This is a genomic window from Alteromonas sp. CH_MED4-4, assembly GCF_037029575.1.
Classification (GTDB): domain Bacteria; phylum Pseudomonadota; class Gammaproteobacteria; order Enterobacterales; family Alteromonadaceae; genus Alteromonas; species Alteromonas macleodii.
In genome coordinates, this window is sequence record NZ_JAYMEU010000010.1 from 44313 (window position 1) to 61715 (window position 17403).

A 17403-nucleotide genomic window follows, 5' to 3' on the forward strand; every position below is an offset into this window, starting at 1 on the left:
TCTGAAAAGGCGCTAAGTGTAGTCATGTCGCTTGCAACATGCAATGCCGCTAATACGCAAAACTCTTTTAGGTCATAGAAAATAAATGTACATCACCTAAAACAAAAACGGCCTGTATATCTTGTAAATATACTGGCCGTCCAAAATCTCAAACGAGAGCGCGGTTATGCGCATAAGAGCAAACTACTTAAGCAATATTCGCTAAAATCGATGCGGCTTCCTGTTTTTGCTCTTCGCTACCCTCTTTCATTACTTCTTCAAGCAACTCTTTTGCAGCGTCCACATCGTCCATTTCAATATAAGCGCGAGCTAAGTCCAGGTTAGCGTTCTGCCCTGCGTCTTTATCTATATCAATCACCGTATCTTCATCAGATACACCTGTGAAGTCAGATAAACTTACATCAAGATCTAGCGCTTGGCTATCCGGGTCAATAGCGTCTGCATCATCGCCATCGTCCATTAAAGCCTCTACATCAAGGAAGTCTTCTGGTGGCGTTTGCGCGTCACTTTCACCATCGACATCACTAAGTAAGGCGGCAAGATCTAAATCAGGGTTATCGAGTTTAAGATCATCCTCTTGAGCCTTTTCAGTCTCAACGGATTGAGCCTCTTGTTCGTCCTCTTCAATTTCAGTTGGCGTGGCAATATCCAATTCCACATCATCTGGAATTTCAAGGTCGTCTAATGCAAGTTCCGAATCATCTTCTACAAGGGCGAAAGTATCTTCGTCGTCTTCTTGCTCAGACTCAAAAGCACCATCTTCGTCTAGCTCAAAGGTTTCATCTTCTTCGTCTAGTTCAAACGTATCATCGCTTTCGTCGAATCCAAAGTTGTCGTCACTCCCTTCTAACTCGAATGTGGCTTCATCATCTTCCTGCTCAAGTTCGAAAGTTTCTTCACTCTCTGCTGAAGATGCTTCCGGATCCTGACCGTCGTCATCACTTTCAATTTCACTGGTGTCGACATCACTTGTATCAACAATAGCGTCTGACTCAAGACTTTGAAGAAGCTCATCGAATTCCGCACTGTCAAGATCGTCAAGAATCTCGTTGTCGTCTACATGATCGTCGTAATCGGAAGCAGACAGCCAGTCGTCAAGGCCAGGAACATCGTCAAGTTCGTTAAAGTCTTCTTCGCTGTTCTTATCTGAATCGCTTTGGTTTAAATCAGTTTCTTCAGGTGAACTCGATTCTTCAGCAGCACTAGATTCTGATGATATTTCGTCACCTTCATCTTCACCGTCTACTACACCGTCAATTTCTTGCTCTAATTCAAAGCTTTCTACTTCGTCATACGCAGCGTTTAACAGGCTGTCGTCGTATTCATCACTGTCTTCTGCTGAAGCATCTTCCGCTGGCTTTGTTGGCGCTGAGGGCTTTTCCTGCGCTGATGGCTCTTCTCCCGCTAAAGGCTCTTCCGTATCCATCTGACTGAACGAAGGAATATCATCCATCATCTGTCTTTCAAACGCCTCAATAGCGTCATCTAGTGGATCGTCTGACGTTTGCCCTGCCTTTTCTTCAGCGTCTTCATCGACAGCGTCGAGCTCTGGCTCTACGTCTGTTTCTGGCTGTAGTTCTGCCTCGGCTTCCGTTTCTAGCTCTACTTCATCTTCCGAGTCGGCTTCAGGCTCAGCTTCGAATTCTAGCTCTGATTCTGGCTCTGGCTCAGATTCAAGTTCCGCCTCTAATTCAGGCTCAATCTCAGTGTCTTGTTCTGCATCTACTTCAGTGCCAAACTCTAGCTCTGAATCTAGTTCTGACTCTGGTTCGCCTTCGGCTTCCGCCTCTAGCTCTACTTCATCTTCCAAGTCGGCTTCAGGTTCAGGTTCAACTTTTTCTTCTGGTTCCTGGTCTTGTTCTGTTTCAGAATCGATATCCTGTTCCAATTCAGATTCAAGCTCAAGCTCAGGCTCAGCTTCAAATTCAAGCTCTGACTCCGTCGCTGGTTCAGACTCAAGTTCCGTTTCTAGTTCAGGCTCAATATCAGCGTCTTGTTCTGCTTCTACCTCAGTGCCAAACTCCGGCTCTGAATCTAGTTCTGACTCCGTTTTACCCTCGGCTTCCGTCTCTAACTCTACTGCATCTTCCGAGGCGGCTTCAGGCTCAGCTTTTTCTTCTGCTTCTTGGTCTAGTTCTGTTTCAGAATCGAAATCCTGTTCGAATTCAGATTCAGCTTCAAATTCTAGCTCTGATTCCGGCTCCGGCTCAGACTCAAATTCCGCTTCTAGTTCAGGCTCAATCTCAGCGTCTTGCTCTGCTTCTACTTCAGTGCCAAGCTCTGATTCTAGTTCTGACTGCGGTTCACCTTCGGCTTCCGTCTCAAGTTCTACTTCATCTTCAAAGTCAGCTTCTCGCTCAGCTTCTGCTTCTGACTCGCTCAAAGCTTCAGGTTCGAACTCTGAATCTGTTTCATCATCAGGTTCTATTTCAGACTCAAGCTCAGAAAGTAGCTCGTCTGTCAGCAAATCTACATCTTCACTGCTTTTAGATTCTTCAGCTTCTAGTTCAGCAAGTAACTCATCAGTTAGCGGGTCGCTAAAATCATCTTCGCTTGCATCTTCTTCATCGCCTTCAGGCGTTTCAAGATCTACGTCTTCTTCGTGAGCTTCAGGACTAACTTCAGGCTCGCCATCTAACTCTGCTTCAAGCTCTGCAAGTAGTTCATCAGTAAACGGATCGTCAAAATCACCTTCCTCATCGGATTGAGTAGGTAAATCGCTAGAAGCGCTTTCATCGAGCTCTTCATCAGCTGAAGGCTGTTGATCCGCTGAGGGCATTTGATCCGCTGAAGGCTCTTCAGCAAGCTCATCTTCCGCCTGTAGCTCAGCAATAAGCTCATCGGAAAGAGGGTCACTGAAATCCGCGTTAGTTTCGATTTCGTCGGTGACTATTTCGTCTAAATCGTCGGTAATGGCATCAAGACTCTGAATAGACTGCGGCGACGGCGAAGAAGTTGTTATTTCTTCCTCAAGATCATCCTCGTCTTCGTCATCTTCTTCACCTAGGCCACCCATCATTTCGATTTGCTCAATTTCATTTAACAAATCGTCGGTGATTTTATCTATTTCTTTATTTTGCTGATTAATCTCGTCGTCGAGCTTGCTCAACATATCCTCATTGATAAGGTCGTCATTGCTGTCTAGCTCATCAGTAAGACCTGCATCAACGCCGTGCTCTTCTAGCAAATCGTCAATACTGATTTCAGGCTTATCGTCCTCATCTTCTACGGTTGGCAAAGAAGAAACACTTTCTGTTTCTTCGCCAGCGTCAGATAAATCATCAACCGAGCTGGCAAGCAACGCGTCGATATCGTCTTCATCAACATTGTCAGATTCAGCGGTACCGTTGACCTCAGCCAGTATGTCGTCAGGGTCTATGTCGCCCGACTCATCTAGCTCATCACTCTCAAGTTCTGCCGCGTCTTGGCTTTGTACATCATCAAGCAAGTCATCAATGTCAAAATCATCGTCATCTGTCGAGGCCGCCTCGTCAGCAACTTCCGTCTTTGGCTCGCTTTCATCGGCAGAATCTTCATCAAAGATGTCGTCATCCCCTGACAGGTCGAAGCCTTCAAGGTCGTCAGTGTCGTTTTCGTTTAATACTTTATCTGACAGGTCATCGTCATCAAACAGACTATCTAGTTCACTTTGATCAAGCTCATCATCGCCAGCTTCAAACAAGTCATCACTGCCATCGTCTGGCACCAACATGTCGTCTTCAAGGTCAGCGAAGGTTTCTAGTTCGTCATCTAGGCTTTCTTCTAAATCTGAGGTAAGTACGTCATCAAGTAGGTCGTCGTCATTGAACAAGTCATCATCTGACAACTCTGCTTTATCATCAAAGTCAGGGGCCAGTGCACTTGAAAGATCGCCAATGTCAGAATCAGGTACCGGCACTTCATCGTTATCGGCTGTAATCGTAGGTCCAGCCGCAGGCGCTTCGTCAGGCTTACTATTACGTTTTAGCAGCCACATGATAAGACCACCAACTAACAATAGTGACAGAATTGCAGAGCCTATGATTAGACTGAGTGGGCTGGTAAGTGCGCTTAAAAACGAAGACTGCTTTTCTGCTTCGCGCTGTGCTTGCTCGGCCTTGATCATGTCGAGCAATTCTTGCTGAAGCGCCACTTGCATATCTAGCTGGCTCTTAACATCTCCTTCGACTTGCCCACGCAAGGTTTCTAGTTCGCCATTAACGGCCTCAACACGCTCGTACAAGCGTCTGTTTTCGTTAAGAATTGCTTCAACATTTTCCAATGAGGCTGCAAACTGCATACGCAGTTCGTCGAATTGTCGGGTTTGCTCCTGATCCAAGCGAGTGATTTTCTGCTCAATATCAGTTTGGGTTTGAGTTAAGTCTTGTTGATTGACTAAAGGCGATGCAGGCTTGATATTTCTTACGCTACTGCCGGGCTTATTAAGCAATTCAGCAAATGCTCTATCATCCTGCTCAGCGCGCATCTGGGCTTTTTGCTTATCAATTCTGGCAATATAGCGCTCTGATGGTAGCTTTAATACCGCACCATCAACTAATAAATTTAAATTGCCGTTTTCAAATGCGTTTGGATTGAGCTCGTAAATGGCGGTCATAACCTGATATACGCTCAGGTTATTGTTTTGGCGATAGCGCTCAGCAATACGCCATAGAGTATCGTTGGCGTCGATAGGGCCATATTCTAGGCCCGAATACTGGTCAGTTGCGTCTTTGGGACCTTTTAAGAAGGTAGCGCGTTCTTGTGCATCAACAGTGATGATAGGGCCAGACAAACAAAGTGTTAGTAAAAGTAAGCCCGTCAAATGCAATTTCATAGCAGTCCTATATGCCCTCAAGCGTCTTTACCACCCGAGACGTATGGGCGGATTTTCTAGCCAATCAGTACGGAAGAAAATATTGGCTTTTATTTTTATTCTTAAGCCACCTTGAAACCATTAATAATCAAGCTAGCGTTTTACAGTCTTTTTGAACTTAGCAGTAAGATTTATTTGCGCTTTATAGAGTTCTTACCCTTCGCCTAAGTATCTGACTGAGTATTGTTTTTAACGTTGTTCTATTCCTAACTTTACAAACTATAAACCAGTTATTAAGGGTGATCTAGTTAGACAGTAGTATTGAAGCGCTCTAATGCTCAAATTTTCGCTAAAAACCGTCATTCAGTAGCTTCGAGTGCTGTCTTTCTATCCCGTTGAACAGTGCTGCTTCATTGCAACAGGCATTGCCCTTTCATTGCGTATCGGCAAGCACAGAAAAATGTTTACCTTTTCCTGTGCTTATCCGATTAATCAGAGGCTGTGTCTCTGTAGAATACTTATAAGTAGTCGCGAATAAGTGTCTCAGCAATTTGAATGCTGTTTGTCGCTGCACCTTTGCGAATGTTGTCTGACACCACCCACAAATTTAAACCACAAGGGTGAGTAATATCATTCCTGATACGCCCTACATGCACAATGTCGTTGCCGCTAGCACTGCTTACTTGCGTTGGGAATTGCTCATTGCCGTCGTAAACTGTTACGCCTGGCGCATCGGCTAAAAGCTCTTTAACATGCTGCGCATCTATTGGCGAACGCGTTTCAAGGTGAATGGCCTCAGCATGTCCGTAGAAAACCGGCACGCGCACAGCCGTCGCGTTTACCAAAATACTTTGATCGCCCATGATTTTTTGGGTTTCCCACAGCATTTTCATTTCTTCTTTGGTGTAGTCGTTGTCTTGGAATACGTCGATTTGAGGTATGACATTAAAGGCAATTTGGCGACTAAACGACTCTGGCTTTACTTCACGTGCGTTTAGCAAACCTGCGGTTTGTTTAGCCAGTTCTTCCATGGCTTCTTTACCTGCACCAGAAACTGACTGGTATGTGCACACGTTAATACGGTCAATACCAACAGCGTCTTGAATAGGTTTAAGTGCAACCAACATTTGAATGGTTGAGCAATTTGGGTTCGCAATAATGTTTCTATTGCGAAACTCTGCCAGTGCATGGGCGTTAACTTCTGGCACCACAAGTGGGATATCTGGCTCGTAACGAAACTCTGAAGTATTGTCGATAACAATACAGCCTTCCTCTGCCGCTAACGGCGCAAATTTTGCAGAAATGCTGCCTCCAGCTGAGAAAAAGCCAAATTGCACTAATGACCAATCGAAATCATCAGCATCTAATACTTCAATGTCTTCGCCTTTAAACGACACGGTACTACCTGCTGAACGTTTACTGGCAAGCGGATACAAACGGTTTACCGGAAAGTCTCGCTCTTCTAATAGTTCAATCATGGTTTGGCCCACTAAACCTGTGGCGCCAAGTACCGCTACGTCAAACGCTTGCGACATAATGCTTTATGCTCCTAATATTAAAATAACTAAACCAGACTTACGTGAAAGCCCAATTTGGTGAATGTGTCTTGGATTTGCTTACTGGTGTTTTTTGGCAAGTGTAACGCATAGGCGCTGCACTCGCGACGCACTCTGTATTGCTTGCGCAATGTAGAGAACGTATTTGCTATGTGTGTCTCTGGCGTTTCATTATGGCCTGACGCAAACGCGTTTCGCGTTATCTCATCGTCAATAGCTACATCATACACATTGTGGAATACGGCAATGAGATCCTCAACCGACAACCGCACCGCCTCAGGCGAATTTAACGCAACTTTGATCGGATTGGTTTTCTCTAAAAAGTCGCTAAGCACTTTGTCTGGGGCTTTGCCCACTACGTCACAAATTTGCTCGTAAATCATTTGCGTACCGCGCACTTTGCCTTCTACAGAGTGCCCCGCGATATGTGGTGTAACGAACCAAACATAGTCAAATAATGCTGTATTTATGGCAGGCTCATTGTCGAATACGTCGAGTACCACCGTTGGCGGTTTTTCCCCTTGAAGTACGCTAAGTAGTGCCACTTCATCAATAACCTCCCCCCGGCATGCATTTATAAGCAGCTGGTTTGACGTTAATCCTTTCAGAAACGCCTTGTCTATCATCTGATATGTAGGATATTCGCCGCCGTTAATAAAAGGCACGTGCAGCGAGATAACATCGCACTTTGCTATTTGCGCTAAGTCTACAAATGACTGACCGTTATGCTCCTTCTTACCAGATTTTGCTAGCGCTTGCTGTAGCGGTGGGTCATACAGACAGTGTTTAACGCCAATTGCCATTAAAATTCTTGATAATGCAGTTCCCACATTACCCGCACCTACTATTCCCATTGTCGCATTATATAAATCGAGCTTTTGGGCTTTTTGCGCGTGCAGCAAAACACTTAACACGTACTCGGCAACCGCAACAGCATTGCAGCCTGCCGCACTGCTATGCATAATACCCACGCTATCTAAATGCGTTTTATCTAGATGATTGGTTCCCGCCGTTGCCGTAGTAACAAACTTGAGCTTGTTAGCCTTGGTTAGCAGTTCAGGGGTAACCTTGGTAGTAGAACGTAGCGCAAGAATATCTACATCGCGCAGCATTTCAGGCACAAGAGATTGCCATGCATAGGTTTCAACCTCACCTACGCTATTAAGGTAATCGGTGCCAAACGGAATGGTGTCTTCAAGAAGTATTTTCATGGCGCTAAGTGTACCTTAACTTAGGCTTTTAGTAACCCAGCGCCCTTGATTTATCTTGTCGGTGATTCGTTTAATTTACGTCATTTTGATGCACGTTTGGCCGCAACATTAAAGAGACCGCCGAAGTTCATACAATCCTTTAACACGGGAACGCTTGAAGCAAACCGCTTTAGCTCACGTTTTTTGTCCACCTCACCCTTTGCGAACGTGGTATTGGATAACGTTAACTTTAAATAGTTACTTGTCGTAACCAGGGAAACGGCGTTCAACGCGTCGTTTAATACCCGGCCATGCTAACGAACCACCAGCCTGCCGGGTGACTTGATCGGCTTGTGTACGAATGCCATCTAGAATTGCCGAATGAATTGGAATAAGCGGCTTGCCTGTGGCCTGCGCTTTTAACTGTATTTCACAGGCGCGCTGCATAATAAACATAAACAAGAATGCATCGGGAATATTGTCTGCACAGGTTAAAAGCCCGTGATTGCGCAAAATCATAAATTGGGTATCGCCAAGGTCGCGAACCAATCGTACTTTTTCTTCTGGGTTTAGCGCCACGCCTTCGTAGGCATGATAGGAAAGCGACGCCAGCGGAAAAAGCGATTGCTGCGAGTATGGCTGCAACCCTTCTTCTAAAATGGATACCGCCACACCTTCTGCTGTATGCAAATGCAACACACATTTGGCATCGTCTCTAGCCTCATGAACAGCGCTATGAATGGTAAAACCTGCTGGGTTAATGTCGTACTCACTTTCCATTACCTTGTTACCGTGAAGATCAACTTTAACCAAGTTTGACGCAGTAACTTCATCAAACATTAAACCGTAGGGATTAATCAAGAAATGATGGTCAGGCCCAGGAACACGAGCAGAAATGTGAGTAAAAATGAGGTCGTCCCAACCATACATAGCGACTGCACGATAACATGCGGCTAGATCAACACGGGTTTGCCATTCTTCACTGCTAACTTTCGACTTTACTGAATCTGTCATAGCTTTACTCTTTTAACGTACAAATTAATTTCATTTGAGGCGGGTGCCCTAGGTGGAAGGCTCGATACCTTGAACGTTTCAATGAAACTTCCACTTACTTTCTCTTACCGCCTACATTACGCGCAGTAATTGCTATACACTGTCGGATATACGACAGTGTAAGAAATTTGTTAAATGGAAAAATTTAAACCTGTTCTCGCTAGCTCTACTTGGTTTAGCGCGCTTCCACCCTATTTGCAGGAAGCCATGTTCGACAAGATGCGTCTAAAACACTTAAAAGCCGGGCAGCAACTGCATGCCAAAGGTGAAGACGGTGTCGGTTTTTATGGCGTATGCGAAGGCCGTTTAAGAGTTGTCACTGTGGGCGTGGATGGTCGAGAAATGCTATTTGCGCTACTGGGCCCCGGCACCTGGTTTGGTGAGATATCGATGTTTGACGACCTCCCTCGTACTCACGACAACTTCTGCGAGACAAATTGCACGGTGGCGATTATTCAAAAGAACGCGTTTAAAGCACTGCTTGAGCAATATCCTGAACTCTACCCGCATTTTACTCGCCTTTTATGCACGCGAGTGCGCAGCGCTTTTCAGTTTATTGACTCAAGCGCAGGGCTTAGCCTTAAGCACCAGCTCGTAAAACGGCTTTTAATGCTTACCACCAGTTACGGTCAGCATTTGCCCAAACACAACGCGATTACACTTACGCTTTCGCAAGAGTCTTTAGCGCAAATGATAAATAGCAGTAGGCAAACGGTGAACCAGTTATTAGGTGAACTTCAACAAGAAGGTTTGGTAAAACGGCATTACGGGAAAATCACTATTCCCGAGCCAGATACCTTGTTTAGTCGTTATCAGTTTATTTAACCGAAATAACTAGCTGAATTGCTAAAGAACTTGTGGAATATTAATAAAGTCGTGGAAACGCAAAGAAAAGGAAAGTTCGCGTTGAAAATTTTATCTGCCAGCATAGTTTTGCTTTTATTAGTCGGTTTTCTATATCAGTCATATTCAAGCTATGTCGATTCCACCTCTTTTGACAAGCGTGGAGAAATGATAGATATCGGTGAGTATAGCCTGTATGTCGAGGACATTGGAACAGGAAAAGTTACCGTAATTTTTGATGCTGGTATGGGTGATGACTCATCAGTCTGGAACAAAGTAGCAGAGGAAGTCTCACAGTTTTCTCGGGTCATTACCTATGACAGAGCTGGACTTGGGTGGAGTGAGGAAAGCCCGCACGATAGAGACAGTAAAGTCATTGTCGCTGAACTTCACTCGGTTCTAAAAGACAAAGATATTACTGGACCAATTATCCTTGTAGGCCATTCATTTGGTGGGGTTAACATGCAGCGCTATGCCCTTACCTATCCTGAATATATAGCCGCTTTGGTGTTGGTAGACTCTGCCCATGAAGATCAGATAGAGGAGATGCCTCAAACGAATTATCTTCAAAAATACCTTTTCAAATTTGGAATGTGGGCAGCCCCTGTCGGTATTCCCAGATTGTACCTTTCCAACACTAATCCAGAAGAAAAAGCTAAAAAAAGTACAACCAAACATCAATATACCAGCTTAGATGAAGCCGAATACTTTCCAAGAAGCCTTAGTGAATTAAATGAATTAACGCCTAACTTTGGCAATTTGCCTTTGGTTGTTGTTGCGCGAAATAAAGCATCTTCTGAAATCGATAATACAAAAACCAGAGATTTGGTATGGGCGACTTTGCAGGAAGACATTGCCACTCGCTCTACCAATAGCACAATCATTTTTTCAGGGGAACGTCAGCATTCTATTCAGAAAAGGCAGCCAGAAATAGTTGTTGAAGCAATTCAAAAGTTAGCTGAAAAGCTTTAACTAATACTAGAATTCCGCTATGGAATGCCTTGTAGTAATTTTCCGAAAACTTAGTAATAACACAGTAGCCCTCTATTAATATTAGGGTGAGCTTAGGGTTTTACTTAGTCAGATATGGATTTGTACGTGACGAAATGTATTGAGCGGTGCAACTTCGTTTCCGTCTTTAAGGTCTGCCCAAAAAAAGAGCGGACACCGAGTTTTGTTTGTTGGCTTGATTTAGAGCCATTCAACGATGTCTTGCCCACCCAGAATTGCCATTATCTCAACTTCAATACCATTGTATCGATAGTAAATACTGTCTGAACCATAAGCGCAGCGTCTATACCCCTGTCGAATATGGTCAACTGATTGGTATGCGGATGGATTACTTGCAATTCTTTCAAATGTCTGAAAAAAACCTTCGAAATACTTATCTGCTTGGAGTTCGCCAAATTCTACAAATCCAAATGTATAAATACGCCTGAGATCCTCTTTGGCATTCAGCGATAACTTGTAGCTTTCCATTTATCTTTTTAATTCAGCCTTAAATTCTTTCAGCATATCTTCAGGCGATTGTTCAATGAATCCGCTTCTCTCTGCACTGACGAGCTTTTGATTTATTTCCTCAGCGCGTCTGGCCCGGCGAATTAAATCATTCACGAGTTCACTTTTGTTTGCATATTCTCGCGTATCTTCAATATGACTTTTGAGCCACGCATCATTTTTTTCAGTCAGAGTGATACTTTGACGAGGCATGACATTTACTCCAATAAATCTTATCTGGTGCAATATTACACCAGACTTGGTTAAACATCAGCATTTTTTAATTTAGAGAAGACAAGAGCCAAAATTATCACAGGCAGCTTGAGTGACGGGTAAATGTACGCAGCCGAAGAATAGTCTTTTCTGGCAACTACAGACAAACATGGTGGCTAGCAATGGTAACGACATGAGATAACCGTAATTGATGTATCTTCCATCACATATACCAAACGGTTGGGTCATCTAGGGTCATAGAGCATCTAGAAAACTAGCAATTGAAGATTTTAACTCTTCGTCATCTTGATTTATCAAATTCAAAGCTTCTTGTCCGTATTTTTTTGCAAGATCCACCTGCTCACGTTGCTCGTAACCTTTGGCTAAGTTAAAAATAACCCACGCAGAGTCTGGATATAATGATGCATTGTATTTTAATAACTTCATACCTTTCTCTGGAGAGTGAACACCATTGGTCATGTAGTCTGCGGCGAAGTTAATTGACCCCTTACGAGGTTGAATTTCTTGATAAAGGTCGGAAGATAGCTTTTCGTAGTGTTCAGAAATGGCTTCAGGCCCTCCTTCTATTGCATCAAATGGTAAAACCCAATTCCTGTAGAGTTCGTTTGTTGCATTGACCAAACCGGATATATTCGTTGCAGCATGGGGAAGTTTTTTTAAAATTTCACTTTTCACCCTTAACCCTGGAACACTGTGTTCTTTGAAAAAGGTTTGTAACCTTAAAAAAGAAGCGGCCATTGTATTAGTTGTTTCATACTCACTTTTTACTATTTCATTACCTAAATTCATATATATGAATTGCTTTAAGGATTTACGAGATGAAAGGTAAGTAATAATTTTTTCTACTGTTTTATTATCTCCCCAGTAAAGGGATGGGCTGAAAGCATAATGCGCTGTAAAGAGTTCAGGCCGAGCTTGAACGGCATATAACGAAAGTAATCCTCCAAGAGAGTGACCTTCGAAAATTCTAAATTCAGAAGTCTGATAATTACTGTCTACAAAAGGGATAAGCTCTTTTTCGATATAGTCTAGGAAAACATCTGCTTTACCGCTAAGTACATCAGCTGTTGCGTGTGGAGTAGGTGTATAATCTCTGATGCGGTTTTCATTATCTATAGTAACCACAATAGTCTCAGGAATTAGCCAGTCATCATAAAAGCGTGCAATTACCGCACTTACCATTTGTTTATAATACTTGCCGTCCAAAGCATATATTACTGGGTATCTGTGAGTGGGATCTTCTCCATACTTCTCAGGAAGGTAAACACTTATTTTCTGTTCTTCGTTGAGTACTTTTGAATTTAACACATGCTCTTCTAAAGTAAGCTGTTGCGCTAATATCGAATTTGAAAAACAAAATGATAAGAATAAGCCAAACAAAAACTTCCCTGCTACATTCATGATTTCCTATCTTTTTTTGAATTGATTTATTGCTCACTATATAAATGTACCTGTTAATATTCAAGCTGACCGATGCATTAGCTTAAGTAGAGAATTATAAAGTAATTGCTATTGTCTTCTCTATAATACCTAGGCACTTTTCATAGAAAAATGGAAAAAAAAGGGCGTAAACACAAGCACCCACGGTGCTCAGGTTTACGCCCTTTTGTTTTTTTGAAACTTCTTAACTGAAGCAAAAAAGCTTTCTGGTTTAAGCGGTTTTAATTAACCGTTATAACGCTGCATAACAAGCGTTGCGTTAGTGCCGCCGAAACCAAAACTGTTAGACATAATTGTGTTTAACGTTGCTTCACGTGCTTGGGTAACAATATCTAGCCCTTGTGCCGCGTCGTCCAGTGTGTCGATGTTAATTGATGGCGCAATAAAGTTATTCTCCATCATCAACAAGCTGTAAATAGCTTCGTTTACACCCGCTGCACCTAGTGCGTGACCTGTCAGTGACTTAGTTGCACTAATTGGTACGCCCGCTTGGCCAAACACTTCTTGAATAGCGGCAAGTTCTTTCACGTCACCTACAGGCGTAGATGTGCCGTGGGTATTCAAGTAATCGATTGGAGCATCGATATTTTGCATTGCCATTTTCATACAGCGAATTGCGCCTTCACCCGACGGTGCAACCATGTCGAAACCATCTGATGTAGCGCCGTAACCTACAACTTCGCCGTAGATTTTTGCGCCGCGTGCAAGCGCGTGCTCAAGTTCTTCAACAACAACCATACCGCCGCCGCCAGAACTTACAAAGCCGTCGCGTGCTGCGTCATAAGTACGTGATGCAACGGCAGGATTGTCGTTATATTTAGAGCTTAGTGCCCCCATAGCGTCGAATTGGCTTGATAGTGACCAATGTAATTCTTCACCGCCACCGGCGAATACTACGTCTTGCTTACCAAGCTGAATAAGCTCTAGCGCATTACCAATACAGTGGGCACTAGTTGCACACGCAGAAGCAATTGAATAGTTCACGCCGCGAATTTTAAACGGTGTCGCTAGGCAAGCCGATACCGTAGACGCCATACAGCGGGGAACCATGTATGGACCAACACGCTTAACGCCTTTTTCGCGAAGAATATCAGCAGAAAGCACTTGGTTTTCAGAAGACGCGCCACCTGAGCCAGCAATAATACCTGTGCGCTCGTTTGAAATGTCGCTTTCTTCTAAACCAGAGTCTGCAATGGCTTGTTGCATCGCCACGTATGCGTAGCCTGCCGCATCGCCCATAAAGCGCATAGCTTTACGGTCAATATGGTCTTTCAAATCGATGTCGATGTTGCCCCAAACTTGGCTGCGAAGGCCCATTTCGGCGAACTGTTCCGAAAATGTAATTCCAGACTTACCCGCTTTAAGTGAAGCAAGTACGTCTTCTTTATTTACGCCGATGCTTGATACGATACCAAGACCGGTGATAACTGCTCTTCTCATAGTTTACCCTTTGCGTTGTTGCGGCTTATGGTAACGATTTTGAATGGTAAAGTGGTCTGCTCTGCCAATTGCCATACTCAAATTATCCAAACTTCAGCGTTGCAATACCTGTTTCAATTCTGGGCTTGTGTGTATAAACAGGTAGTTTCCCACTTCCCTTCTTTTTCGTTTCTGCCGTCTTTGTCTAAGCTTTCTTGTTCAGAATATTTCCAATGTAGCACGAATGCACAGGGTCATGACCAGCGTTAATTTATACCTTCATAAAACCTTCAAAATAGCTTTAGCGGTTTCTTTTATTGACAAAAGTGAGCTCTAAGTTTGTTCTTAAATATTTTACCCGTATCTTCTCTAGGCAGGGCATCGAGTATTTGCAACATTTTAGGCCACTTGAACCGCGCCAGTTTGCCATCTAAATACCCATGTAGCGCATCAATCGACAGCGCATTGCCGGGTGAGCATTGAACAGCCACCACAACTTTTTCACCATACTCAGCATCAGGCACACCGAATACCGCACAGTCTGCAACCTCAAGCATTTCGATGATGACGCTTTCTATTTCAGCAGGAAATATATTGGCGCCACCTGAGATGATCATGTCTTTTTTCCTATCGCAAATATATAAGTAGCCATCTTCGTCCACATAACCCATATCACCTAATGTCGTGAATTCACCAACATGTAAGTCGCTTTGCGTGCCCGTAGTATTGGTATATTTGAATGGCGCGAACATGGAAAGGTGCGCATATATAACGCCAACACCACCTACTTCGCACTCCTCTTTATCGTCGCTCAGTATTTTAATCGCGGCACCGGGAATGGGCTTACCCACAGAATTTGGCTTATCTAATGCTTCTTGAGATGAAATTAGGGTCATAAAGCCTAATTCACTAGCACCATAAGATTCATAGAAAATTGGACCAAACCAGTTAATCATTGCTTCTTTCACATCGCTTGGCAGTGCGGACCCGGTTGATAAGGCAAATCGCAAACTTGAAGTGTCGTATTTGCTTCTTATCGACTCGGGCAGTTTAAGTAGCCTCACCATCATAGTGGGAACAATATAGGCGTGAGTCAGCTTAAACCGCTCTATGTCTTGTAAAAAGCGTTCGGGGTCGAATTGAGGCTCAATGTATACATCAATATTACCCGCTGCTAAACAGCAGAGCGTAAGCGCGTGTGGTGCACTGTGATAAAGCGGTGCCGAGACGAAAAAGCGATCACCTATTGATAGCTGCATTAACGCTTCAGACAGCCCTTTAAATATTAAATAAGGGTCTGGCCGCGTTAGGTCTTCATCTCGCTTAATACCTTTGGGTTTTCCGGTGCTGCCAGATGTGTAGGGAAACATGCCCTTAAAGCGTTTTGGCGGTTCATCGTGGCGCGTTGCGTTTGGGGCAGCTAATAGCGTATCAAGACACTGGTACTGTTCCCCAGTTTTCGCCTCTGATGCTAACAGTGAATTATCTGTTAAATGATAGCGCTCTAAAATGCTTTCCGGCGTTTTAATCGTGTATATCACTGACAAGGTGGAAACTTGTAATAAGGTTTGGCGGTCATTCTCCCCCTTTAATAAATCGCGATGAGCGAACAGCACTTTAGCGCTGCAGTCGTCTAAAATAGGCAGAAGTTCGGCAACAGGGCTGTGCCAATTAAGCAGAACATAGCGCGAACCCACATATCGGCATGCCTCAACTATTTCAAATATATCGACATGGTTTCGCATAAAAATAGCTACCACATCGTTATCGCACACACCTTGCTCAGCCAGTGCACGTGCTATGATACGTGCACGATCATCCATTTCGTCTCTAGTGCGTTTGCAAATGCTTTGACCACATTGGTGAAACACGCCCGCCATACCTTCTCCCTGAACTATCTTCTATAGACTTAGCGCTAAATTTAACAAATTATTTACAATAACAATTAAATAAACGTATTGTTTTTACTGATAGATTGTTATTTGCAGAAGCAATATGAAAAGAAGAGTTTTAAGCAGGCACAAACTTTTGCGGAAAAACAAAAAGGTGACAGGTAGAATACGCGGCCAAACGTTCGAAATTTAGATAAACCTGAAGATTGCTGTGTTATTAAAAAAGCTAAGACCTCTTGCTCTACGTATATTCCAAAGTGCGGCACCCCGACTTTCTTTCATGGTGGCTGCCTTTATCATTGCTTCTGCAGCGACTGTCTCAGCAACAGCTGCGCCTATCGCCCTCCCCGCGCTACCAGAGCCAGTTTCAAACAATGCCGTAGCTTCTGTAACCATAGAAGACACACAATATGTATTTAGTTTTATGGGACTGGGCAAAGGCAAAACCCATAAAGACGTGCACAACCGTGCTTGGCAGCTTCCTATTGATAGCAAAGATAAACCTTTGCAGTGGCAAGACCTTCCCCCAGTTCCATCCAGCCTTGCACTAAAAGGTCGTTTGGCTTCCGTAGCAGTGGGCGTTAATGACAGCGTTTATATTTTTGGCGGTTACACGGTTGATGAAGAACACAATGAAATTAGTACGCCAGATGTATATAAATACGCTCCTGTAACAGGGGAATATACGCTATTAACGCCTATGCCCGTGCCTGTTGATGATGCAACTGCTTTAGTTTACCAAGACCGTTACGTGTACTTAATTTCTGGCTGGCACAACGATGGCAACGTAAACCTTGTGCAGGTTTACGATACGCAAGCCGGCCAATGGCAACAGGCGAGCCCTTTTCTTGGCAGTCCGGTATTCGGGCAAGCTGGCGGCATCGTTAACAGCACTATGGTAATTTGTGACGGCGTATCAGTAACACCTCACAGCGATAAACGCCGCAGCTTCGCACCAGAAACTGCCTGCTTTAAAGGTGATATTGACAAGGAAAATCCATTCAAGATTGATTGGCGTACGCTTGACCATCCAACGGGTACTGCGCGCTATCGCATGGCGGCAGCGGGCAATAAGGACACCAATAAAATCTATTTTGTGGGCGGTTCGACTAATCCGTACAACTACAATGGCATTGGCTATAATGGCGAGCCTTCAACTGCAGATGACGCCATCTGGATCTTTGATATTGCGGAAGAAACCTGGGTTATATTAAAAACAGATGCTGAAGTGCCTACAATGGATCACCGCGGGTTAATTAACGTTAACGGTTCTTGGAGCACCATTGGCGGTATGCTTGGCGCACAGCTCGTGACCAGTAAAGTGACATCGCACTTTTCAACACCTGCAGAAGTATACTGTCCATCTAAAAGCCAGGCTAGCTCTGACGTTTCAAAACAAGCATCGGATGGGCAAGCTGATGAAGTAGTGAAAACTGCTACCAATTCAAAGTGCCAACACAGAAACGACATAAACGGAGAAAAATAAA

At 43.9% G+C, this 17403-nt stretch carries 12 protein-coding genes; 3 read left to right on the forward strand and 9 right to left on the reverse strand.

The features are described from left to right. Positions 1 to 187 precede the first annotated feature (187 nt). The 4 genes from WA381_RS08925 to WA381_RS08940 form a co-directional block, all read right to left on the reverse strand. Complete coding sequence (locus WA381_RS08925; protein WP_156086577.1) at positions 188 to 4813, reverse strand: FimV/HubP family polar landmark protein; 4626 nt, start codon at positions 4811 to 4813, stop codon at positions 188 to 190. Positions 4814 to 5310: 497 nt separating this feature from the next. Continuing rightward, positions 5311 to 6327, reverse strand: a complete 1017-nt coding sequence (locus WA381_RS08930; protein WP_014979671.1) for an aspartate-semialdehyde dehydrogenase — start codon at positions 6325 to 6327, stop codon at positions 5311 to 5313. A gap of 29 nt (positions 6328 to 6356) precedes the next feature. Beyond that, positions 6357 to 7559: a 4-phosphoerythronate dehydrogenase gene (locus WA381_RS08935; protein ID WP_156086578.1), complete on the reverse strand. Its 1203-nt coding sequence runs from the start codon at positions 7557 to 7559 to the stop codon at positions 6357 to 6359. 237 nt (positions 7560 to 7796) lie between these two features. Beyond that, positions 7797 to 8552: a class II aldolase/adducin family protein gene (locus WA381_RS08940; RefSeq protein ID WP_014949950.1), complete on the reverse strand. Its 756-nt coding sequence runs from the start codon at positions 8550 to 8552 to the stop codon at positions 7797 to 7799. Positions 8553 to 8726: 174 nt separating this feature from the next. On the opposite strand from WA381_RS08940, the gene WA381_RS08945 reads away from it, so the two are divergent. Then, on the forward strand, positions 8727 to 9416 hold the full coding sequence (locus WA381_RS08945) for a Crp/Fnr family transcriptional regulator (protein WP_069944556.1): 690 nt from the start codon (positions 8727 to 8729) through the stop codon (positions 9414 to 9416). A gap of 81 nt (positions 9417 to 9497) precedes the next feature. Beyond that, positions 9498 to 10406 (forward strand): alpha/beta fold hydrolase, encoded by a 909-nt coding sequence (locus WA381_RS08950; protein WP_156086579.1) that lies wholly within the window; start codon positions 9498 to 9500, stop codon positions 10404 to 10406. Between the two features lie 219 nt (positions 10407 to 10625). Here WA381_RS08950 and WA381_RS08955 read toward each other — a convergent pair whose 3' ends face one another. From WA381_RS08955 to WA381_RS08975, 5 genes are all read right to left on the reverse strand, one after another. Beyond that, on the reverse strand, positions 10626 to 10913 hold the full coding sequence (locus WA381_RS08955) for a type II toxin-antitoxin system RelE/ParE family toxin (RefSeq protein ID WP_156086580.1): 288 nt from the start codon (positions 10911 to 10913) through the stop codon (positions 10626 to 10628). Further along, the gene (locus WA381_RS08960) at positions 10914 to 11144 is read right to left on the reverse strand and encodes a ribbon-helix-helix domain-containing protein (RefSeq protein WP_110288631.1); all 231 of its coding nucleotides are present in this window, start codon (positions 11142 to 11144) and stop codon (positions 10914 to 10916) included. A 255-nt stretch (positions 11145 to 11399) separates the two neighbouring features. Next, positions 11400 to 12566, reverse strand: a complete 1167-nt coding sequence (locus tag WA381_RS08965; protein WP_156086581.1) for an alpha/beta hydrolase — start codon at positions 12564 to 12566, stop codon at positions 11400 to 11402. Positions 12567 to 12830: 264 nt separating this feature from the next. Further along, positions 12831 to 14045, reverse strand: coding sequence for a beta-ketoacyl-ACP synthase I (fabB, locus tag WA381_RS08970; RefSeq protein ID WP_014949953.1), 1215 nt, complete (start codon positions 14043 to 14045; stop codon positions 12831 to 12833). A 293-nt stretch (positions 14046 to 14338) separates the two neighbouring features. After that, positions 14339 to 15904, reverse strand: coding sequence for an AMP-binding protein (locus WA381_RS08975; protein WP_069944561.1), 1566 nt, complete (start codon positions 15902 to 15904; stop codon positions 14339 to 14341). A gap of 223 nt (positions 15905 to 16127) precedes the next feature. Here WA381_RS08975 and WA381_RS08980 point away from each other — a divergent pair, with 223 nt between their 5' ends. Then, the gene (locus tag WA381_RS08980; protein ID WP_156086582.1) at positions 16128 to 17402 is read left to right on the forward strand and encodes a Kelch repeat-containing protein; all 1275 of its coding nucleotides are present in this window, start codon (positions 16128 to 16130) and stop codon (positions 17400 to 17402) included. Position 17403 lies beyond the last annotated feature (1 nt).

Bases quoted from the DNA above. Each gene is read 5' to 3' on its own strand.
- WA381_RS08955 (WP_156086580.1), bottom strand. From the start codon at position 10,913: ATGGAAAGCTACAAGTTATCGCTGAATGCCAAAGAGGATCTCAGGCGT.
- fabB (WP_014949953.1), bottom strand. From the start codon at position 14,045: ATGAGAAGAGCAGTTATCACCGGTCTTGGTATCGTATCAAGCATCGGC.
- WA381_RS08975 (WP_069944561.1), bottom strand. From the start codon at position 15,904: ATGGCGGGCGTGTTTCACCAATGTGGTCAAAGCATTTGCAAACGCACT.
- WA381_RS08930 (WP_014979671.1), bottom strand. From the start codon at position 6,327: ATGTCGCAAGCGTTTGACGTAGCGGTACTTGGCGCCACAGGTTTAGTG.
- WA381_RS08965 (WP_156086581.1), bottom strand. From the start codon at position 12,566: ATGAATGTAGCAGGGAAGTTTTTGTTTGGCTTATTCTTATCATTTTGT.
- WA381_RS08925 (WP_156086577.1), bottom strand. From the start codon at position 4,813: ATGAAATTGCATTTGACGGGCTTACTTTTACTAACACTTTGTTTGTCT.
- WA381_RS08960 (WP_110288631.1), bottom strand. From the start codon at position 11,144: ATGCCTCGTCAAAGTATCACTCTGACTGAAAAAAATGATGCGTGGCTC.
- WA381_RS08940 (WP_014949950.1), bottom strand. From the start codon at position 8,552: ATGACAGATTCAGTAAAGTCGAAAGTTAGCAGTGAAGAATGGCAAACC.
- WA381_RS08935 (WP_156086578.1), bottom strand. From the start codon at position 7,559: ATGAAAATACTTCTTGAAGACACCATTCCGTTTGGCACCGATTACCTT.
- WA381_RS08945 (WP_069944556.1), top strand. From the start codon at position 8,727: ATGGAAAAATTTAAACCTGTTCTCGCTAGCTCTACTTGGTTTAGCGCG.